This is a genomic window from Verrucomicrobiia bacterium, from assembly GCA_035577545.1.
Classification (GTDB): domain Bacteria; phylum Verrucomicrobiota; class Verrucomicrobiia; order Palsa-1439; family Palsa-1439; genus Palsa-1439.
Window position 1 is genome coordinate 66,355 of sequence record DATLVI010000017.1, and the last position, 20,601, is coordinate 86,955.

A 20,601-nucleotide genomic window follows, 5' to 3' on the forward strand; every position below is an offset into this window, starting at 1 on the left:
GCTTTTTTGATACCGATAACGACGATGGGTGAACAGTCCCTACTGCCTTCGGACGATGCCGACGCGCTACTGCGCACGATCGGGAACACGCCGCTCATTCCCCTGCTCCGCGTCGGCAAGGAGTTTCCCCGCGTCCGCATCCTCGCCAAGGCCGAGTGGTACAACCCCGGCGGTTCCGTGAAGGACCGCGCGGCGTACCGCATGATTCGCGCCGCCGAGCTGTCGGGCCAACTCACGCCGGGCAAGGTCATCCTCGACGCAACGAGTGGCAACACCGGCATCGCCTACGCGATGATCGCCGCGCGGCGCGGGTACCGTTGCAAACTGCTCATGCCCGCCAACGCCAGCGCCGAACGCAAGAAACTGCTCCAAGCGTACGGAGCCGATCTGGTTCTCACGGACCCCACCGAAGGCAGCGACGGCGCATTCTTCGCGGCGCAGCGGCTTGACAATGAGCAACCCGACCTCTACGTCTACCCCGACCAGTACGGGAATCCCGAAAACCCATGCGCTCACTACGAGACCACGGGTCCCGAAATCATCCAACAGACCGATGGCAAGATTACCCATTTCTTCGCCGGCCTCGGCACCAGCGGGACGATGATGGGCACCGGTAAGCGACTCCGCGAGTTCAACCGAAACATCAAGCTCATTGCCATCCAGCCCGAGGGCCCGTTCCACGGACTCGAAGGCCTCAAGCACATGGAGACCGCGTCGCACGTGCCTGAGTTGTACGATGCCAACATTCCCGACCAAATTCTCGGCATATCCACGGAAGCCGCGCAGCAAATGGCCAAACGCCTGACCCGCGAAGAAGGCCTCTACGTCGGTGTCAGTTCTGGCGCCGCCATTTGCGCCGCGTTGAAAATCGCGGCGACCATCCAGGAAGGCACCCTCGTCGCCATTTGCCCCGACGCCGGTAACCGTTACCAGAGCGAGAAATTCTGGGAGACGCCATGAAACTCTCGCAGCAACTCCTGCATCAAATCCACGCGCACCTCGAGGCAAGTTACCCGAACGAGGGTTGCGGCGTGATGCTCGGTCGGGATGGGACCGTCACCGAGGTGATTTCTGCGGACAACCAGCGGAATGACAGTGCCCGCAATCGTTACCTGATCGACCCATTGGCGTATCTGAAAATCGAGCGTGAAGCCGACAAACGCGGGCTGCAGGTGCTGGGCATCTATCACTCGCATCCAGATGTCGCCGCCCGGCCGTCGCAGTTCGACCTCGATCACGCGTGGCCCGACTTTTCGTACCTGATTGTCTCGGTTGTCAAAGGCAAAGCGGTGGAGTCGAATTCCTGGCGGCTGCGGGACGACCGTTCGGCCTTCGACCAGGAGAGTATTGAATTTTCGACGTAATGCGGTAGACTACCCTCCGCGGGTCTCAGGGTCACACAGGAGAGAACATGGCGATTAAAGTCACAATTCCAACGGCCTTGCGCCGCTTTGCCAATGGGCAATCGACGGTCGAGGTGGCCGGCGTAACGATCAGTGAGGTCCTCGGCAATTTGACCACGGAGCACGCGCAGTTGCGTCCGCACCTCTACAGCGAGGACGGCAAGCTGCGCAATTTCGTGCGCGTGTACGTCAATGACGAAGACATTCGCGCCCGGGGCGACGATGCGCCTGTCAATGAGGGTGATGAGATTTCCATTGTCCCGTCGATTGCGGGCGGCAACCTTGCCAAGCTCGACCCGATCATCAAGGACCGGGCGAAACTCACCAATGAAGATATCAAACGGTATTCGCGCCACCTGATCCTGCCGGAAGTAGGCATGGAAGGGCAGGAACGGCTCAAGGCGGCTAAGGTGCTGCTCATCGGTTCGGGTGGGCTCGGTTCGCCTATCGCCTTGTACCTGACTGCCGCTGGAGTCGGAACAATCGGCATGGTCGAATTTGACACGGTCGACTTCAGTAACCTGCAGCGGCAGATCATTCATTTCACGGGCGACGTGGGGAAACACAAGCTCAAGAGCGCCGAGGAGAAACTCAAGGCGATCAACCCGAACCTTAATTTCATCCCCTACCCCGTCAAGATCACCAGCGAGAACGCGCTCGACATCATCAAGGACTACGATCTCGTCCTCGACGGCACAGACAATTTTCCGACCCGTTACCTCGTCAACGACGCGTGCGTGATGCTCAAGAAACCGAACGTGTACGGCTCGATCTTCCGCTGGGAAGGTATGGCCAGCGTGTTTGCGCCGCACCTTGGCGGGCCGTGCTACCGTTGCTGGTACCCCGAACCACCGCCGCCGGGGCTCGTCCCGAGTTGCGCCGAAGGTGGCGTGCTCGGTGTCATCTGCGGCATCATCGGCAACATCCAGGCGAACGAAGCCGTCAAGCTCATCATCGGCAAGGGCAAACCGCTCATGGGCCGGCTGCTCCGCTTCGACGCCATGGACATGAGCTTCCGCGAGTACAAAATCCCGCGCGATCCGAACTGTCCCGTGTGCGGCAAGAATCCGACGGTGACCGAATTGATCGACTACAACCAGTTCTGCGGTATCGGTCGCGGCGAGGACGAAGGTTCCTCAGGGGATTCCATTGTGGAACAGAAAGATGAAGGCCTCGGTCCCGACGACATCAGTGTCGAGACCCTCAAGAAGATGCGCGACCGTAAGGAGGATTTTGTCCTCGTCGACGTTCGCAATCCCGACGAGTTCGAGATCAGCGTCCTCGAAGGCTCGGTCAAACTCCCCTTACCGGAGTTACCGCAGCGATTTCAGGAATTGCCCAAGGACAAACTCATCGTGCTGCATTGCAAGATGGGTAGCCGTAGCGCGCGGGCGCTGAGATTCCTGCGCTCGCAGGGCTACAGCAAGCTCAAGAACGTCGCCGGCGGCATCAACGCCTGGGCCGAACGCATCGACCCGGACATGCCGCAGTATTAACCGTTAGCGCGTCGCGTCACGGCTGGCGGTTGAACCAGCGGGCGCGGCGGCTTGCACCAAAATGCTCCTTATCGGCGCGCATGGCGACCGACGGCTCGTGATAGGTGCCCGTCGGATGATCAGGATTGGAAAAGAAGTCGACGTCGACGCGACCAATCCGCCCGGCCCCAAACTCAATGTAGCATGAGCCCGTTCCTGCGTGGGTTAGTGGGGCCTCGTTGTTCCGTAGCCGCGCGATCAGCGTGGTGGCGACGGCGCGCGCGGCGCCCTCGGCGAAGACGCCGGCTTTTGGTGTGCCCTGTCTTGCGCAATCGCCGACGGCATACACGTCGGGGAAGCGCGTCTCAAGCGTCTTGGGCTTCACCGACACATACCCATCTTCGGTCATGCCACTCTCCTCGAGGATTTTTGGGGCGCGGTTTACAGGCACACCAAGGAAGAGGTCGTAGGGAAACTCGCGACCGTCGTCGATAATGGCGACCCGTCGCTTCACGTCAATCGACTTCACTTCGCGGTCGGCAACGAAGGTGATGTTCCGCTCCGCGAACGCGGCGATCAACGCCCGCGAGGTCTCGGGTGACGGAGGCACCGGGGTTTCGAGCGGGAGGATCAGCGTGATCTCGCAGGCGTTGCGGATGCCCCGGGTAGTGAGGTAATCATGCATCATCAACGCCGCTTCGCTGGGCGCCGGCGGGCACTTGAACGGCGCTCCACAGACGCCGATGATGACGCGGCCTTTGGTGAACGTCGGGAGGATCTTCCCCAGACGCGCCGCACCCGCAACCGTGTAGAACTCGGTGGTATCCGCCAGACCCGGCGTAGCGTCAAAATCGTAATCAGCGCCGAGCGCGACGATCAGAAAATCTGCCTCATGAGTTCCGCGATCGGTCGTGACGCGTTTGGCGACAGGATCGATCGACTTGACTGTCTCCTGGAGGAGACGCACGCCAGGCTTTACGAATTCCTTGTAAGGCAGCCGCACCGCGTCGAGCGTCGTGCGCCCGAACATCAGGTCGAGCTTCGAGTAGCCGAAAACGAAGGCATCGCCTTTGTCGATCAGCGTCACGTCGATGCCATCGCCGAACGCCTCGGAAAGCATGGTGCAAAGTTCGAGCCCGCCGAAGCCGGCGCCGAGAACGAGGACGCGCTTTTTCATAGAACTGCTAAATTGACGGTCATTTGCTTACACCGATCCGCGGCTAAACGGGCTGCGGGGTGTAGCGGAGATAAGGCTTCACTTTGCGGACGCCTTTGGGGAATAATTTCTCTGCATCCGCGTCGGATACCGCCGTCACGACGATGCAGTCCTGCCCTTGTTTCCAATCTGCCGGTGTGGCCAGCTTGTGTTTGGCTGTCAATTGCAGTGAATCAATCACCCGCAGGATTTCAGCAAAATTGCGCCCCGTGCTGGCCGGGTAAGTCAGGGTTAATTTGATTTTCTTGTCGGGCCCAATGATAAACACCGACCGCACCGTGGCCTTGTCGTCCGCGTTCGGATGAATCATGTCATACGCTGTGGCGACCTGGCGTTTTTCATCCGCGATCACCGGGAAATTCATTGTGACGGCTTGCGTTTCATTGATGTCCGCGATCCAGTCGTGGTGCTTTTCCAGCGGGTCTACGCTGACCGCCATCACCTTGACGTTCCGCTTTTCAAATTCGGCCTTGATCTTGGCGACTGTGCCGAGTTCGGTGGTGCAAACCGGCGTGAAATCGGCCGGATGCGAGAAGAGGACGCCCCAGGAATCGCCGAGCCATCGGTGAAAATCAATGATTCCCTCGGTTGTGGGGGCTACAAAATTGGGAGCAACATCGCCTAATCGTAATGCCATAGTGGTGCCTTTCTCTTGTCCGACATTTCGGTATTATTTACGTCCTGCGACCCTCGCGTGCCACATAGTAGCCTCCCACACAGTGCTATCAAGTGTTTTCTCGACTGCCGAAGGACAAGCTCGTAGTCCCGCACAGCAAGGTCAAAAACGTCGCCGGCGGCATTGACGCGGCTGAACGCATCCACCCGAACGTGCCGCTGTATTAGCCCCAAGCAAAACTGCTCTTGTAGCCACGCCGCTCTGTCGGCATGAGGAGGAAAGGCTTGTAGATCAGGCTTGCGCGGCGACAGAGCGCCGCGGCTACAACAGGACCTCACCTTCCAGCTTACTCGTTTGGAACCCTGAAGCGGGCTAACCTTGCTCGTCTATCCCATCGGCGGTACTCTTGCGAAATGCGACCCCTTCGGTACTCCATCAACGTCACCTTGGACGGGTGCTGCGATCATCGTGAAGGGATCGCGGACGAAGACATCCATCGCCACGCGATGGAAAACATCGCCCAGGCCGATGCGCTGCTCTTTGGCCGTGTGACTTACCAAATGATGGAGGAGGCGTGGCGGCTGGCGACGCGAACTGTGGTGATGCCTGAGTGGACGGAACCTTTCGCCCGGACCATCGACGCGGCAAAGAAGTACGTCGTCTCGAGCACGCTGGAGCGCGTCGATTGGAACGCGGAACTCGTGCGCGGGGATCTGGGGAAGGCCGTTCAGAAGCTCAAACAGGAGCCGGGTAAGGGACTGTTCACGGGAGGCGTGAAGCTCCCGCTGGCGTTGGCGGAGATGGGATTGATCGATGAGTACGAGCTCGTGGTGCACCCCAGGATAGCGGGCCACGGGCCGACGTTGTTCGCGGGACTATCGAAGAGTGTCGACTTGAAGCTCGTGAGCCGACTGGAGTTCGCCTCGGGCGCGGTCGCGATGCGGTATGAGCCGAGAAGGTAGCCATTGGGCTTGTTAGCCCGAGTTGGCCGCGTCATGGACATCATCGACCTACCTGCATTGCCGGAGCCACCCAAGCCGCCGAAGAAGAGCATTGGATTTCAGGTGAAGGACGCCAAGGCGCGTTATCGGGTCCGTTAGAGCGAGTCGGGGCGGTCGCCGGGAAGCACGTGGAACATCGGAAACATCAACGCTTGGGCCGAGCTACAAACATCCCGCAGTATTGAGGCTCCGAGTTCTCGGTTCACAGTTCACGCTTGTAGGAGCGGTTTCCCGGTTGTGATAGTGACACGTTGTTCCTCCGTCATTGCCCGCCCGTTACCGCTTTGCTAGGATGCCTTCGATGAAGTGTCTGCCGTTCAATTCATAGTCGAAGGAATCTCCATGAGAACGACGAGAAGCGCGATCCTGTTCATCTTGTTCATTGTTGGATGCGGGCGTCAAAGCGAGTCGCCCAGCCCGCTCGGGAAGAGCGCGGAATGGTGCAGTAAACATCTTGGGGAACCGGTGGACAAAAAAGAAAGCAAAGGGATTGACAGAGCCCAATATCTGACTAATGGGATCACAATCTGGGTCGATTTCAACAACGATAGACGTGCCAACCGCGTTAGCTACGTACACGACTCATCGCTACCCGTTCCCCTTACGGAAACAGAAATACAACAATTCTTGAGAGAGAATTCCGATAATAAGAAGTGGACACTGCACGACTCTGAAGAGGTGGCCCAAAGAGATGCGGAAGAGTTGGCGCATTGGAAGAAGGAACGGCAGCGGGCGGTTGAAGAAGGCGATACAAATCGCGTAACAATCACCGAGACAATGATTCGGGTAAAAACAAATTATACACCCCGTCGTCGCAAATGGACGAGGGAGGGTGCGAGTGCAAGCTGCGACGATGACCGAGTTGTGCTATCCATCGGCTTGAATCTAGATCGGGTGCACGAGTAGACGCTACGGTAGAATCGCGAACATGCTCACCGGGCGTCTCTCGATTGGACAATGAGAATGCGTCAGTTCAGCAAAGTGAGACGAAGACCCATTAGCAAGCGAGACCGGGATAAAGCAATAACGGAACTGCGCGGCTGCATACGACACGTTCCATTCTGTGCGCCGATTGCCTCCAAAGATGAAGTAGACAAAGCGCCGCCTCATTATGCTAACGATTGTGACAAGGAAAACGCATTAATCCAAGCGATGAGTCAAACCGACAGAGGTTTGGCGGAGCTAAGAGCCAATGCTGCCAAGGGCAACAGACTCGCCATGGGGTCACTGCTGCGAATGATCGGTGATCATGTACAATGGTTAGACGGCCTCTCATACCGCAAGGAACAGTTTCTTCAATCATACGCGCGCAAAGCCGTGGAATGGCCGATGATGGTGTCACTTCGTCCGCGGCGGATGAAGGAAGTCGCCGCACATCTTGAACGGCTTGAAGTGGGTAAGACATCTGCAATCGCCAGCGGCAGGGGCGCACGATGGGGCACCGGCTGGGGAGGAAAAATGCCAAGTGCTACGCTTTACGCGCTTGTAATGGTGGAGACGATTCATGCGAATCAATGGCAAGTGAGATTTTCGCAGATGGTTTGGCGATGCCGCCGCGAGCCTCTCAAAGGTGTGTGGGAGAAAATTCCGCGTTGGGCGAAGGATTGCCTCACATTGCCGCCACTCTCAAAGAAAACATCCGATGAATGGTTCAAGGTCGGCTGGATGGCGCTACTTGAGTACACCAACGGCAAACCAGAAAGCATCCCCGAGCTGCGAGTCATCGGTGAGCATCGCAAACGCCACTCCGTTCAAACCGGCCAACAAAGAGCGATCACGCCGCGCACCGCAGAGGTTAACATCCGCAACGGGATCAGCGAACGCATTCGAGATGCCATGCGAAGTTTAGCGCGCGAACTTCCCCAGAACTGACCCCCTCAATTCTGGGGAAAGCAGCCACCTAACCCATGCCGCAGAGTATGCGGCATGACTACGAGACCTTTAGAACAAGGTTGGGCGGGCCGGACTCAGGTCGGGTCAGCAGTCACCCTTCGCTGTCGAGACCCACCAACGTAATTACTGAAGGTCTCCGTAGTGGGTTCGGAGACCAGCGCTGAACGGGGAATTCAACACGGGCGAGACGCCCGCGCCACTACAGGAAATCGCCCATATATCGTTAATTGATACTTTTACTGGACATCGCGTTGCAGAACGGGTAGACTGGACAGATAAACGTTCAAGCCTACTTCGCGAAGACGCTTCGAAGGCCAAGCTTTCCAACGGTCGACGCGCAAGAGGCTGGGGCGAGCATGACGGCGCGCCCGGCGGTCGCGCCCTACCGAAAACCACCGGAAATCATGGACGCGTCCGCCTGTGCGAGGCCACTAGGAAAGCCCTCCAGGGGGCTCATATACGTTTCTGCGAAACGAACCCAATTTCTCTCAGCGACAAAACAGTATTTAACCAACAGCGCTACAAGGTGTTATACACACAAAAAATCGGGCAAAATATTTGGGTTCGTTTTCCAAAACGAACCCAATTCTGGGGGTCTATGAGGCCGTTTTTAATGAAAAGTGACCTCTTTTCCGGGGAATCGAAGCCACCGGAGGGGTGTCTCTTGTGGTTTTTTGGTCGATTCGTAGGGTCTTGTGATTCTGCGGCGCTGTCGGTAGTGTCGGCGCGAAGCGGCCACGACGGAGCGTGGCCCTCCATATTAATTTGTCTCAGAGTAAGGAAAAGGTAATTTCGCTATGCGCTATCGCACGCTCGGCCGCACCGGTTGGAAGGTTTCCGAAATCAGCTTCGGCGCGTGGGCCATCGGCGGGACATGGGGAGCCGTGGACGACCGCGAATCGTTGGCGGCTCTTCGCCGCGCGATTGATCTTGGCGTCAACTTCATCGACACTGCCGATGTCTACGGCGACGGGCACAGCGAACGGCTGGTCGGCAAGGTGGTGCGGGAACGCTCCGAGACGATCCATGTGGCGACGAAAGCAGGCCGTCGTCTCTCTCCGCACACGGCAGACGGTTACAACAAACGCAATCTAACCGGCTTCATCGAACGCAGCCTGCGCAATCTGAGAACCGAACGCATCGACCTGCTGCAATTGCACTGCCCGCCGACGGAAGTGTATTACCGTCCAGAAGTTTTCGAGGCGTTGGACGACATCGCCAAAGCGGGCAAGATTCATCACTACGGCGTCAGCGTCGCGACCGTTGAAGAAGGACTGAAAGCCATCGATTATCCGCACGTCCAGAGCGTGCAGATCATTTTCAACATGTTCCGACAGCGACCGGCCGAGTTGTTCTTCGCGGAGGCCCAGCGCCGCAAGGTTGGCATTCTGGCGCGCGTCCCGATCGCCAGCGGCCTGCTCACCGGTAAGATGACACGCCAGACGAAATTTAGTGCTGATGATCACCGGAAATTTAATCGTCACGGAGAAGCCTTTGACCGCGGTGAAACTTTCTCCGGCGTGGACTATAATACCGGCCTGAAAGCCGTCAAAGAACTGAAGCGACTCACACCGAAAGGCGCGACGCTCGCACAGTTCGCATTACGCTGGATTCTCATGCACGACGCCGTCACCTGCGCCATTCCCGGCGCCAAACGTCCTGACCAAGCCGAGCAGAACGTCCGCGCCTCGTCCCTCCCCCGCTTAAGCCGTGCGACAATGTTGAAAGTCGCAGCCATCTACGACAAATATATCCGTCCCGAAGTGCATCACCGGTGGTAACCCATGCAAGGCATAGTGGAAAAGATTTTTGTCACGGCACAAGGCGGCGCGATGATGCAGCCGGTGGAGCAGGTTGAAGCCGTCGTCGATGGCGGCCTACTGGGAGATCGATACCAAACGCGGGTCGGCTACTATTCCGGCGTGGACGAGTGTGAGGTCACACTGATCGAAGGCGAGGCGCTCGATGACATCTTGCGGCAGACGGGCATTCAGGTTGCCCAAGGCGAACATCGCCGCAACATTGTCACTCGCGGCATTCGTTTGCACGATCTCGCGGGGAAAACATTCATCGTCGGTAACGCCACACTGACATACGACCGCCCCCGCCCACCCTGTCATTACGTCGAGACGATCACCGAGCCCGGCATGACCCGCGCACTGGCCGATGGACGTGGCGGTATTTGCGTCCGCGTGGTAAAGGCCGGTCTGATCCGCACCGGAGATCCTATCCTAGTTCCCGAGGCTGATTTCTAGCCAGCAAAGGTTGCCTTTGGTATATTCGGGGCCATGCCGATTCATCCGACAGCCATCATCAGCAAGAAGGCGGAACTCGACTCGTCTGTCGAGGTGGGGCCGAATGTCATCATCGAGGAGCACGTGAAGATTGCCGGGGGGACGAGGATTTGGGCGAACGCGTATCTGACGGGGCACACGGAGATTGGGCGCAATAATGAAATCCACATGGGCGCGGTGATCGGGCATGAACCGCAGGATTTGAAGTTCGACCGCACGTGCCGCAGTTATTTAAAGATCGGCGACCGGAATGTGTTCCGTGAGTATTGCACGGTACATCGCGGTACGGAGCCGGAGAGCGCGACGGTCATCGGCAATGAATGCTACCTGATGGCCACGGCGCACGTCGGGCATAATTGCGTCATCGGTAACAACGTGATCATCTGCAATTGCGCGCTGGTCGCAGGACACGTGCATGTAGGGGACCGGGCGTTCATTTCGGGTGGCGTCGTCATTCACCAATTCACGCACGTCGGGCGACTGGCGATGTTTTCCGGCAATGCCCGCGTCTCGATGGACGTGCCACCCTTCACACTCGCGGCGGAACGCAACGAGATTCACGCGCTGAACCTGGTAGGTTTGCGGCGGATGAAAATTTCGCGTGAAGCGATCGCCGAACTCAAGCGACTTTACCAGTTGTTCTATCTCTCGGGTTCGAACGGAACGCAGGCGTTGAAGGAAGCCTCAGTGGATGGTGCATACAAGACATCCGAAGCCCGGGAGTTCATCGAGTTCGTACGCCAGTCGCCAAATGGGATCTGTCCACCGGCGCGTGCGTAAGCGACGCTGGCTAGTAGAGTTCTTTCTGCTCGGGGCTGTAGATCGGGAAGGTAAACAACTCGGCAGCTTTGAAGCCTTCCGGTGGTTTGGCCGCCTTGTCTCCGAGTTTCTGCAGTGACTCCGCTGCAACGGCGCGCACGAACGCGCTGTTATCCTGCGATAACGAGCGCAACAGCTTGACGCCCGACGGGTCGCCCATCAAACCTATGGCATAGGCCGTGGAACCGCGCACGTGTTCATCGGGATCCTCGAGCAACGGCTGCAGTGCATCCAGGTTCTTGCGAGCGCGAAGTTTCCCCAGTGAGATCGCCGCCTCGGCGCGCACCAGCGCGTCCGGGTCCTGAAGCCCTTCGATAAGGCCGGGAATGACGGAGCCGTCGCCGTACTTGGCCAGCAGATACATGACCACGCGGCGCGTGGCAGGGAGGATATCGTGTCGTTGTTGCAACAGCAGAGGTAGTACGGATTTGTCCGCCAGCGCATCGAGGGCCAGCAACGCGGAGCGTTCGCGGACGGCGTTGTTGTAGTCGCCCAACGCATTGACGACAATGGGCAGCGTCGACTTGTCGCCGCAGAACGCCAGGCCCCAGACGGCGCGGAAACGAACAACTCCCGAGGCGTCGTTGGTGGCCAGACGGACGACATCCGGCAGGACCGCTTTGCCGCCCACGTGACTCAGTGACCAGACGGCGGAGGCCCGCACGCGGTCGTCCTCGTCGTTTAACACCGGCCGTAGCGCGCTGATGACCTCCGGACCGCGATAAAGCAGGAGGCTCCATGCGGCGGCGCCGCGCACTGCGGTGTTGGTGTCCTGAAGGCACTGCAAGATCAGCGGAACTGCAGCGGGATCATGAACTATAGCGAGTTCCTGAATGGCGTCCACGCGAACGGTCTCGTCCGGTGATTTTACCCAGCGCGCCAGGCGCTCAAACTTCTTGTCCGTCTCCGTCGGCATCGGTCCTGATGCCTGTGCCAGGCAGAGGCCCGGGAGCGCCAAAACCAGCAGCCATGAGCGGAAGATGCGAGAATATTTCAGCGGGTTTGCCTCCTTCATTCCGGCCCAGATGTCGCCAGGCATCCTTCCCCACAGACAGGCTGCCAGCGGTTGTCTGCGTCAATCCCCGGCGCACGGACCACAATGATCGCCCTGCGCGAGAAACCCCGCAACTGCGGACGGCGCCACGCACAAAGTCTGCTCGTGCTTGCTGTCGACTTTGTGGCAGATCGCCACCTTGTCTTTCGAGCAAAAGCCTCCCGATGGGCAGCCGCCGCCGTGGCCGGTGATTTCCTTGGACGTACGAACTACCGTGCGCGAATCAACCGAAGCGGAGGCCAGTACGCGATTGGCCACAACCTGGACCGTGCTCGATTTCAGCGAGTCACGAAGTTGCTTGCCGGAACTGTGGCTCGCGAAGGTGTCGGCAAACGACATGGCCATTTCACGCCAGGCGGCGACGATGTTGCCCACCTGCTCGGCGGTTTCGCCGTCATCGGTCACCATTCCGATTCGGCCGCTCCACGTGCCAAAGGCCAATTCGGCATCCACGACCAATCCATGCACACGCGAACGAAGGCTGCTGGGCAGGAACGTGCCGCCGTGCGGCATGACCACGAGCACATGCAAAGGGTCGACCGTCTGTTCCCGCAAGAGCGTCATATCGCCATTCAACATCGCCTGAAAGGCCCGCCGTTGGCGCTCAACTTCGTCCTTCTGCCCGAAGTACGCGACCTGGCGGAACATCAGACCCAGAAGCTGGTCGGCGGAACCCGACAACTCATCCCCCAATCGGGCGTGGACGTAGCCGGCATCGTTCAGCACGTTCTGTCCGCCGCCGATGGGATCGAAGAAAAGTTGCACGACGACGTCACGCGCTTCTCCAGCTTGTTCGTGGTAACTGACGACCATCAACGACGGGGAGGTCGGTGGCACAATCGATGACGCCTCGGAGGGATGATTCAGCATCGCGGAGACGTTTCCCACGAGCGCGGGACTGACGTGATCGGTTTCCCCCAACAACTGGAGACATTCACTGTATTGAGCAGGAGCCAGCGCGGCGGTGCCGCGGGCAGGCTGATTGACAGCCAGCGCTTTCACGGGAACCGCGGCCACAACCGCATTGGGAGATGAGAAGATGGAATCCGCCGCCAAGGTTGCCGCGAGACAATGCGAAGACAAGTAAAACATCAGACCGGCGGCTGAACTGCGAAATACAAAATACGGATTGAGCCTCAGTCCTCGGTAACTGGTGGTCCTGTTATTCATTTCGCGTCTCAAATATGCAAGTTCGATGCCAGCCGCGGCGCGGGATTCCCGTTGTTTGGAACCTCGATCATGGCCACACGAAAATGCCATAAACCTCCAAGAGAACGGCCAATTCCAGCAATTCCTCCGGTGGACCCAACGCCTTTTTAACATAGGCCAACGTCACGTGAAGTCAAATTATCGGCCTGGCCAGACAACCCGTGAACGAAAGTGGACAAACCGAACGCCAACCCGGTTCAATGTGTGGCGGGTGGATTTGCCGCCCCTGCCGCAACCTTTTCTTGCTTCTCCGTTACTTTGGCCAAAGCCTCGGCAGCAGCGTCGCGCACGAGACTGTTCTCGTCATTCTCCGCGCGCGTAAGAATTTCCTTCGCGTTGGCATCGCCAATCTGCCCCAGCGCCCACGCGACCGAAGCACGGACACGGGACTCCTTTTCCTTCATGAGCCGCACCTTCTCATCGATCGGTCCGGTCACAATCGTGACGCCTTCTGTGTCCGCCGGTGCCGCTTCGTAGTAGGGACGCACAGCCGCTTCCAGCGGTCCGATGGCGCGTGCCTCACCGATCTTGCCGAGTGACACCGCCGACTCCGCCCGCAACCCGGCGTCTTCCGCCCTCAAACCTTGTTCGACCAGAGAATCAATGGACGCGGGATCACGAATGTCTCCCAGGGCCTTGGCGGCGATGATCTTCTCCTCAACCACCTTCATCCTGGCAATTTCCGGCAGCAGGCCCGTCTGCGTCCCGATGACAAGGCCGTCTTGTTCCGATGCCGCCGCTGTTTGTTTCTTATCGCCCGTGAGGACCTGGATCAAGGCTGTCGTCGCACTCCGATCGCCCAGCTTGCCCAGCGCCTCGGCCGCCGCGGCCCGTACAAAGCCGTTGGAATCACGGAGTAGTTCCACCAGTTTCGGCACCGCCGTCCGCTCCCCAAGATTACCGAGTGTCCGCGCGGATTCTGCCCGCACGTTGGCGTCGGCGTCGTTGCACCTTTCCTGCAGCGCTTCGACAAGGCCCTCTCCTCGTAGACGGCGCAGCGCCTGGACCGCAGCGAAACGGACCACGGGATCCGTGTCCTTCAACGCCTCGATGACCGCTGGGAGTTGTTCCCCGCCGCCAATCTCCCCGAAGATGCGGATGATCTTCTCGCGAACATCGCGATTGGGATGATGCAGGTACCCGGTCAGGCTTGGCAACGCCGAGACAGCTCGGCTGCGGATGATCGCCTCGTGGGCATGCAGCCTGGCCTCGCGGTCGTCGGAGACGATGGCACGAACCAGCGCCGCAATCGCTTTCTCGTCGTCAGAGTGGGCCAACGCGTCCGCGGCCCGGTCGCGAACGAGCGCGTAAGGGTCATTTTGAAGTTTGGCGGCAATGGGTTCGACGATCAGGGCGATCCGATCCTTCTGGTCCCCGGCGGTTGCCGACAACGACATGATCACTGTGGCGCGGACGTGCCAATCGGGATCGTCCAGGGCACCGATCAGCACTGGAATCGAGGAGGCGCCGTCGAAATGCGCCAAGGTACTGGCTGCGGCAGTTCGGACGAGCGCGTTCTTGTCCCGCAACGCTTCCGCGAGCGAGGGAACCGAGGCGGCGGTTCCACACTCGGCCAGGGCGCTGACAACTTCCATCCGGACCAAGTCGTCTGGATCCCGGATGGTATCGATCAATGCCGATTCCGCTGATCGGTCCGCGGATTGCCGTAACGCGGCCGCCGTCAGCCGTCGCACGTCAGCTCGTTCGTCCTTCAAGCCGTCCGTGGAAATGGCCAGGGGCGTCAACTGCGACAGCCGCGTCAACGCTCCTGCGGCAGCCATGCGGACAGACTCCGTTTCGTCGCGGGTCATACGCCAGAGGATCTTGCCGCCATCCGGCTCGCCAAACTCCCCGAGCAATGCTGTCACCAGGACCCGCACCTCGCTGCGATCGTCTTTGGCCAGGCCAGCCAGAACTTCCATGGTGTTCGAGGTGCTTTGCAGCTTACCCTGGATGTAGGAAACGGCCGTGGGAGGATAGAGCCGGTCGAAATGGAGGCGCTGGTAGGCGACCTGGAGTTTGGTGTCCGCCGATGGCGACGCTGCCTCTTCCCCATGCGACAAGGGCAACAACACATAAATGCTCAAGATACCGATCAGCCAAAACTTGAATCGCCGCATCGTCATCTTCCTCACCGGTACATGCAGTGGTGTGCCGAAGTGGTCAACTCGGGTAACCCGGCCCCCGCTGGATTCGCCCGACACCCTTCGCCAGAGCACGAATGATTCGCGGTAGTCCCCGTTCAATCACTTCGGAGGGCATCATGGCGGTCACTTTCACCGCCGGACCGTCCGCCACAATTTGCGCGCGGGACAACTGCTGGAGCGCAGTCTCGGCCTCCGGGCTGTCAAATCTCACGCGGGCCATCCCCACGCCCATCATCCTAGTATCAGACAACAGCTGCGCCAATTCCTGAGCCTTCTTCGGATCGAAGCTGAGGGCCACCATTTCGATACGCCCCTCGTCCAGCGAGATCTTGCCCTTCACCAAAGCCGCCGCCATGTAGGGACGGAAACGATCCGTAAACAGCAAGCCCGGCTCGGGGATGACGGCAATAAAGGAAACGGGCTCGTGGAGGTAGTTCTGAACGGTCTCGTAACGATCGTTCAGCACGGCTTCCAGCAGTTCCCGCTGTCGCTTCTCAGCTTCCGGGCTGGCGAGGATGACGACCTCACGCCCCAGCGTGGACAGCATGGATTGACCCATCTTAAAAAAATTCTCGGGAAGTTGAGCCTTCCAGTAGCCCTCCGAACTGAACGCAGGCAGCTTCTCGGGTACCAGGTTCCCAAAGATGTGAATCGCCACGTCGCGCAATTCCCCTTCCGCGCGATACGTGACCAGCATCATGGCGACGTCGCCCTGGGCCAGCGTGGGATTGGCGCCAAGGGCCTTGCCGAGAGACTCCTTGATTTGCTCCAAAAGCTGCGGATTATCCCCGAACGCCATTTGCAGGAAGGCGGCGGAGAATTCCTTGCGCGCCGGCGCCTTGACGATCATATCCTGCCGTCTCACAGCGTCCTGGACAACCATGCGAACTTGATTCGTCTCCAGGACAACCCGGCGGAATCGTTGGGTTACATTGAGAGCCAGGACCCCCGCGGCCAACAGCAGGACGACCAGCAGCGTCCAAACGATAACGTTGGCCCTAAGTCCCTTTCCCCGTGTATTCTTCCCTTTGTTCCCGGCCATGAGATGTTCCTACTGCGTACCTATCGCGGTTCCGCCTTCACCAAACTTGATCGGTTCGTCGATCCCGAGTAGTTCCCAGCCGGTATCGAAGCCCAGGTTATCCGCAGCCTGGCGGGCCTTGCGAAACACGTTGAAACTATCATCCCTGACCAGAAAAGCAACGTATTGCTTGCCCTTGTCTAGTTGAGACAGGATTGCCTGGTACTTGCTGTTGGGATTCTCAAGATCGGCCGCTCCTTCTCCGGTAGCGCCCGGACGCGCTTCCAATCCCATCTGCCCCACGAGCAAATAGCGGGGATCAACCTTGTAGTAGGGATTCCCAACCTCTTGCCCTTGAATAGCTTTTAGGAAAGATCCAAGGTCACCACCGCGAACTCCTGGATTCAGTCTCGACATCAATTCCTCGACCTGCTCATCCAAGCCGGCTTTGTCGACAAAGAATAGGTGGTCGTTTCGACACTCGAAGAAAAGAGCTTGTTTTGAGGAAGGAGCGGAACGCGGGGTCGGTCTAAAAACAGGTATCTTGACGGCCAGTTGCACTGTGACAAACAGGGCCAGGAGCAGAGCCGCCGTCGAGATGGTAATAATATCACAGAACGAAATGATGAGCATCTCGAACTCGGCCTTCTTCTTTTTTCTTCGCCCTGCCATGTTTATCAATCCGTGGAAATAGCCAGACCCTTTTCAGCCTCATTCCAATCAACTTTGAAGTCAGCATCGATGGCATCGTAACCAACCTCGATCGGCCGCTTCCCGATCAGGTTGCGAACCGTACGATAGAGCTTCACTGACCGCGGTCGCACCATGACGACAACATATTCGTCACCCCTGTGTGCCTGCACCTTGTCCAATAGTTTCTCGACTGGATTCCCCGATTGCTGCAACTCCTCCCACGCAACCTTCACCTCGCCGGGATACAAGACCAGTTTGTCCTGCTGGCAATCAATATACGAAGGGATCTTTGGGTTCGTAACGTTATTGTGCCCGGAATACAGCCCGGCAAACGCGATAATACGTTTGCCCTTTGGATTGACGGCAATGCGCATGACGATAACCACGAGGATCAAGGAGATCAGTTTTAGCACGATCGCCATGATTGACAGGAAAGGCTCGACGTTGATGTCGATCTTCTCGTATGGCTTGCGACGCGCCATGGAATCAGCGTCCCTGCCCGAGCGATGCGGTTAATCTCGGCATGTTCACATTCCGTCGTCGCCGCGGGCTTCCTGGAAGACAACCTTGCGCGGACGGGAGAGCTGCTTGAGCAACTCGTCGCTCGTGCTCAGGTGATTGCGAAGGTTCGCCAGCGTCTGCCGGAATTCATCCGAACTGCCCACCTGCCGCAAAGTTGTTTCCATCGCCTGCGTCGTCCGCAACACTTTGTCGATCTCCGTGCCCAATTGGGCGACTTTCTCCAGTTGCTCGTTGAGCGACTCGACGGATTGTTGCATGCGTTCGCTGTAGCGCGTGGACGCGGTCTCCAGGGACGAAACGGCTTGTCGGAACGAATCGGCCAGTCGCGTTGAAAGCTGACTGAACTCCTGCACCATCTTCTCAAAGCGGGCAATCTCTTTCTTGTCCAATTCCTGGATGGCCCCAACGTACTTCTCGTGGGCGTCGCCAAACTGCTCGGACTGCTCCTTGGCGATCCGGGTAAGTTGCTCCGTCAAATCGTCGAATTTGTCCGCCAACTTCTGCTCGTTCTTCGTGTAAATCTCCAGGTTGCGCTCCTGCGTCTTGGTGAGTTCCGACATGATCCGCTGCGTGCCGTTGTTGAAGTTGCTGGCCACGCCTTCCAGCTTGCCACCGAGCTGGGAGCCCAGTTCGCCGATCCGCCGCTCGTAATTCTGCGCAAATTCGTCGTACTTCTGGTTGATCACGTCCCCCGCCTTGGAGATCGCGCGCGAAAAGACCTCTTCATACCGATCAGGATTGGGCAATCGGCGAAAACCGGCGTCGATGGCCTGGGCCAGTTCTTCCACGGGGAATTTCGACTGCGTCTGCATGCCCTCCATCCCCTGGCGAATCGCCGCGACCATCTCGTCCACCGGGAACGCTTTCTGCGCTTCCGCCGAAGGCATGCGCGAAAGCAGGCGATCCTCAACCAGTTCATCGATCTCGCCGAGTATCTCTTCTTCCTTGCGCTCAACCATCAAGCTCGGAAACGCCGCCAAACCGGCGGTCAACAAGCCCAGGAGTGTGCACATGAACGCGACCGCAAGGCCTTCGGTGATCGTGCCGATTTGCCCCGTGATCGCTTCCGTCGTCACGTTCGCGCCCGTCAGGAACGCGGCGAAACCGCTGATGCCGGCCGCCACGCCATACACGGTGCCGACGAACCCCAACAGCGGCATCGCCCAGATGAACAGACGATTTCGGCGGAAAGATGAATCCGAGGCAGCCGCGTCCATGTCAGCTTGTTCGCGCGCATATTCGGTGGTGCGCTCAAAATCACCCGTGTTGATCCACATGGCCAATACGCGCGCAATGCGTGTGAGACCAAGGCTCTCGGCAATATTCGGACGATCTTTTACGCGGTTGTAAACATCAATAAGCCGCTCGTTGTCGCTCATGTCGAGATCTTCCGGCAGGCCAGCGTCCTCAATCGCGGCGCGTTCTTTGTTCATCCGCAGAAACTTTAGGGCGATGTTGCCCATCGACAACGCGAACACCCAGCTTATCAAGCCTTGGAAGATAACGCGTTCGATCAGGTAGGGATGCACCAGCACGCCATTCTTCGACTCGGAACCCAAAAACAGATCTCGCACGAAGTTTGCTTTGGTAATCGGCGTAAGACCCAACAGAACGAACCAAATGATTGTACATGCCGTCGCAATCCCAACCATCTGGATGGTATTGACTTCTGTGTGTGGCCGCTCGTGCGAAGGGAATTCTACAATTTGAGTAGACATGCTTTTATACAACTCCTCTATTTAGCTCTGAACCTTCTTTTGGGTGGCTCGCAGCCTGCGCGCCTGTTTCGGGACAGGCGTCTCCTATCTTCCGAACCGTTTAAACTCGACCACTTACTAACATCTCCCTGCCATTGACCAGCTTATCTACAAACAAGCCGTGGCTCTCGCCTGTAAGCCATGTATTATATGGGTTGTACGGCAATTAGTCAATTCCTCATTTTTCCACGAGAAATTGTCTCGTTCGCGGTCTGCGCCCAAGTTCTGCATCCAAGAGTTCCCACACAACCCGCTGGCTCGCAACGATTTGCTCGGTACTCAAACGGACGCGCTCGACGCCCTTCAACGACGCACTTGCCAGTGACCGAAGAACCTTGTTCACGCTTGTTGCCGCCTCCCATTTCGGGGTCCAACCCGCAGCTGCCAAAAGTTGGATCTCGAACCAGATCAACAAGACCGCATTATGTTTTCGCCGTTCCAGTGCATCCAAGATCGCCGTCAATAGGGAGTGAATCCTGACGTTTGGATCCTCGCGCTCCGTGGCCATCTCGACCAATTCACAGACGTAGGACGCTGCGGCCAATGAGTCAACCGACTCCCGCAAACGCGCGTGCGGCTCCTCAAGGAAGCAATCGTGCAAGAGGTGCAGATCACTTCGCCGGCTCGGCAAAAAAACAATCTCATCGCAGTAGAACAGGTCGATTTTTCCCTGGAACGGGCCTTTCGGTCGGCGGGCGCCTTTCGCCAGCGTCTTCAGTTTGCCGAATTCGCGTGTGTACCAGGTGACGATGAGGCTGGATTCCGTGACCGGCTGACGACGCAAAACGATCCCTTCGGCGCGCTCGGTGTCCATGCGTTGCTACCGCAATAGAGGCGCGGCGGGCTGCTGCGTCTTCGCCGCGTACGGCGGCATGACCGAACCGCACGAAATCACCATTTTCATGCCCTCGGCCACGCTCATCTCCAGGTCGATCAGTTCCCCGTGCGGGACGAATAGCAGAATACCACTGGTTGGATTCGGCGTCGCCGGCACAAACACGTTGACCAGTGTTTCGTGCGTCTTCTCCCGGACCTCGCCGCCGATCTCGCTGGTCACGAAACCGATCGTGTACGTGCCCGGCCGTGGAAATTCCACCAGCACCACACGCTGGAACATCGTCTTTTTTCCCGAAAGCAGCGTTTGGCTGATTTCCTTCATGAAACCATACGTCTTGTTCAGCAAGGGCACATGCGTGATGAGCGATTCCGTGGCCGAGACCATCCGCTTGCCGATTACCAGACGAGTAACCCACCCCACCCCAATTGTGAACGCCACGAACAGAACCAACGCAATGATCCGATACAACGGCGTCAACATCTGTTGGCGCAGAGCATCGGGCAGCATGAAATCGGTCACCCACGTGAAGATCCCGAGCAGGATGAGCATCGACGCGGCCACCGGCACGACGACCAGCAGGCCCGCAAAGAAGGAATTCCGCAGATTTTTCCACGTCTCGTTCATGCGTGGGTCATCGTAGTCG

The 20,601-nt window shown here is 58.3% G+C and carries 21 protein-coding genes; 10 read left to right on the forward strand and 11 right to left on the reverse strand.

From position 1 onward, the window contains the following. The first annotated feature begins 24 nt into the window (after nucleotides 1-24). Genes VNL17_05820 through moeB form a run of 3 tightly spaced genes read left to right on the forward strand, consistent with a single transcriptional unit; the run spans nucleotide 25 to nucleotide 2,899 of the window. A complete protein-coding gene (locus tag VNL17_05820; protein HXI83591.1) occupies nucleotides 25-960 on the forward strand; it encodes a cysteine synthase family protein in 936 nt (311 codons plus the stop codon). After that, entirely contained in the window at nucleotides 957-1,364 is a 408-nt protein-coding gene (locus tag VNL17_05825; GenBank protein ID HXI83592.1) for a M67 family metallopeptidase, read from the forward strand. Before VNL17_05820 ends, VNL17_05825 begins: the two co-directional genes overlap by 4 nt. Before the next feature lie 47 nt (nucleotides 1,365-1,411). Beyond that, nucleotides 1,412-2,899 carry a molybdopterin-synthase adenylyltransferase MoeB gene (moeB, locus tag VNL17_05830; protein HXI83593.1) on the forward strand — a complete coding sequence of 496 codons (1,488 nt, stop codon included), beginning with the start codon at nucleotides 1,412-1,414 and terminating at the stop codon, nucleotides 2,897-2,899. Between the two features lie 16 nt (nucleotides 2,900-2,915). Here the strand turns inward: moeB and VNL17_05835 are convergent, their stop codons facing one another. Both VNL17_05835 and VNL17_05840 read right to left on the reverse strand, forming a co-directional pair. Beyond that, the gene (locus VNL17_05835; protein HXI83594.1) at nucleotides 2,916-4,055 is read right to left on the reverse strand and encodes an FAD-dependent oxidoreductase; all 1,140 of its coding nucleotides are present in this window, start codon (nucleotides 4,053-4,055) and stop codon (nucleotides 2,916-2,918) included. A gap of 43 nt (nucleotides 4,056-4,098) precedes the next feature. Then, entirely contained in the window at nucleotides 4,099-4,731 is a 633-nt protein-coding gene (locus VNL17_05840) for a peroxiredoxin (GenBank protein ID HXI83595.1), read from the reverse strand. Nucleotides 4,732-5,123: 392 nt separating this feature from the next. On the opposite strand from VNL17_05840, the gene VNL17_05845 reads away from it, so the two are divergent. The 7 genes from VNL17_05845 (at nucleotide 5,124) to lpxA (ending at nucleotide 10,678) form a co-directional block, all read left to right on the forward strand. Beyond that, nucleotides 5,124-5,672 (forward strand): dihydrofolate reductase family protein, encoded by a 549-nt coding sequence (locus tag VNL17_05845; GenBank protein ID HXI83596.1) that lies wholly within the window; start codon nucleotides 5,124-5,126, stop codon nucleotides 5,670-5,672. A 9-nt stretch (nucleotides 5,673-5,681) separates the two neighbouring features. Next, nucleotides 5,682-5,810: a hypothetical protein gene (locus VNL17_05850; GenBank protein ID HXI83597.1), complete on the forward strand. Its 129-nt coding sequence runs from the start codon at nucleotides 5,682-5,684 to the stop codon at nucleotides 5,808-5,810. Between the two features lie 243 nt (nucleotides 5,811-6,053). Then, nucleotides 6,054-6,617: a hypothetical protein gene (locus VNL17_05855; protein ID HXI83598.1), complete on the forward strand. Its 564-nt coding sequence runs from the start codon at nucleotides 6,054-6,056 to the stop codon at nucleotides 6,615-6,617. A 57-nt stretch (nucleotides 6,618-6,674) separates the two neighbouring features. After that, complete coding sequence (locus VNL17_05860; GenBank protein HXI83599.1) at nucleotides 6,675-7,583, forward strand: hypothetical protein; 909 nt, start codon at nucleotides 6,675-6,677, stop codon at nucleotides 7,581-7,583. An 818-nt stretch (nucleotides 7,584-8,401) separates the two neighbouring features. Further along, nucleotides 8,402-9,385, forward strand: a complete 984-nt coding sequence (locus VNL17_05865) for an aldo/keto reductase (GenBank protein HXI83600.1) — start codon at nucleotides 8,402-8,404, stop codon at nucleotides 9,383-9,385. A 15-nt stretch (nucleotides 9,386-9,400) separates the two neighbouring features. After that, entirely contained in the window at nucleotides 9,401-9,859 is a 459-nt protein-coding gene (locus VNL17_05870) for an MOSC domain-containing protein (GenBank protein ID HXI83601.1), read from the forward strand. Between the two features lie 33 nt (nucleotides 9,860-9,892). Further along, a complete protein-coding gene (lpxA, locus tag VNL17_05875) occupies nucleotides 9,893-10,678 on the forward strand; it encodes an acyl-ACP--UDP-N-acetylglucosamine O-acyltransferase (protein ID HXI83602.1) in 786 nt (261 codons plus the stop codon). Nucleotides 10,679-10,688: 10 nt separating this feature from the next. On the opposite strand, the gene VNL17_05880 is transcribed toward lpxA, so the two are convergent. The 9 genes from VNL17_05880 to VNL17_05920 all read right to left on the reverse strand — a co-directional run bounded on the left by VNL17_05880 (nucleotide 10,689) and on the right by VNL17_05920 (nucleotide 20,582). Further along, entirely contained in the window at nucleotides 10,689-11,732 is a 1,044-nt protein-coding gene (locus tag VNL17_05880) for a HEAT repeat domain-containing protein (protein HXI83603.1), read from the reverse strand. A 60-nt stretch (nucleotides 11,733-11,792) separates the two neighbouring features. After that, nucleotides 11,793-12,941 carry a hypothetical protein gene (locus tag VNL17_05885; GenBank protein HXI83604.1) on the reverse strand — a complete coding sequence of 383 codons (1,149 nt, stop codon included), beginning with the start codon at nucleotides 12,939-12,941 and terminating at the stop codon, nucleotides 11,793-11,795. A 236-nt stretch (nucleotides 12,942-13,177) separates the two neighbouring features. Beyond that, entirely contained in the window at nucleotides 13,178-15,100 is a 1,923-nt protein-coding gene (locus VNL17_05890; GenBank protein HXI83605.1) for a HEAT repeat domain-containing protein, read from the reverse strand. A gap of 43 nt (nucleotides 15,101-15,143) precedes the next feature. Continuing rightward, nucleotides 15,144-16,169: a hypothetical protein gene (locus VNL17_05895; protein ID HXI83606.1), complete on the reverse strand. Its 1,026-nt coding sequence runs from the start codon at nucleotides 16,167-16,169 to the stop codon at nucleotides 15,144-15,146. Between the two features lie 9 nt (nucleotides 16,170-16,178). Continuing rightward, nucleotides 16,179-16,820 carry a hypothetical protein gene (locus tag VNL17_05900; protein HXI83607.1) on the reverse strand — a complete coding sequence of 214 codons (642 nt, stop codon included), beginning with the start codon at nucleotides 16,818-16,820 and terminating at the stop codon, nucleotides 16,179-16,181. Between the two features lie 5 nt (nucleotides 16,821-16,825). Beyond that, nucleotides 16,826-17,323 carry a hypothetical protein gene (locus tag VNL17_05905; GenBank protein ID HXI83608.1) on the reverse strand — a complete coding sequence of 166 codons (498 nt, stop codon included), beginning with the start codon at nucleotides 17,321-17,323 and terminating at the stop codon, nucleotides 16,826-16,828. Between the two features lie 45 nt (nucleotides 17,324-17,368). Further along, on the reverse strand, nucleotides 17,369-19,081 hold the full coding sequence (locus VNL17_05910; GenBank protein ID HXI83609.1) for a hypothetical protein: 1,713 nt from the start codon (nucleotides 19,079-19,081) through the stop codon (nucleotides 17,369-17,371). 217 nt (nucleotides 19,082-19,298) lie between these two features. Then, nucleotides 19,299-19,934: a DNA repair protein RecO gene (gene recO, locus VNL17_05915; GenBank protein HXI83610.1), complete on the reverse strand. Its 636-nt coding sequence runs from the start codon at nucleotides 19,932-19,934 to the stop codon at nucleotides 19,299-19,301. A gap of 6 nt (nucleotides 19,935-19,940) precedes the next feature. Further along, nucleotides 19,941-20,582, reverse strand: a complete 642-nt coding sequence (locus VNL17_05920) for a DUF502 domain-containing protein (GenBank protein HXI83611.1) — start codon at nucleotides 20,580-20,582, stop codon at nucleotides 19,941-19,943. Nucleotides 20,583-20,601 lie beyond the last annotated feature (19 nt).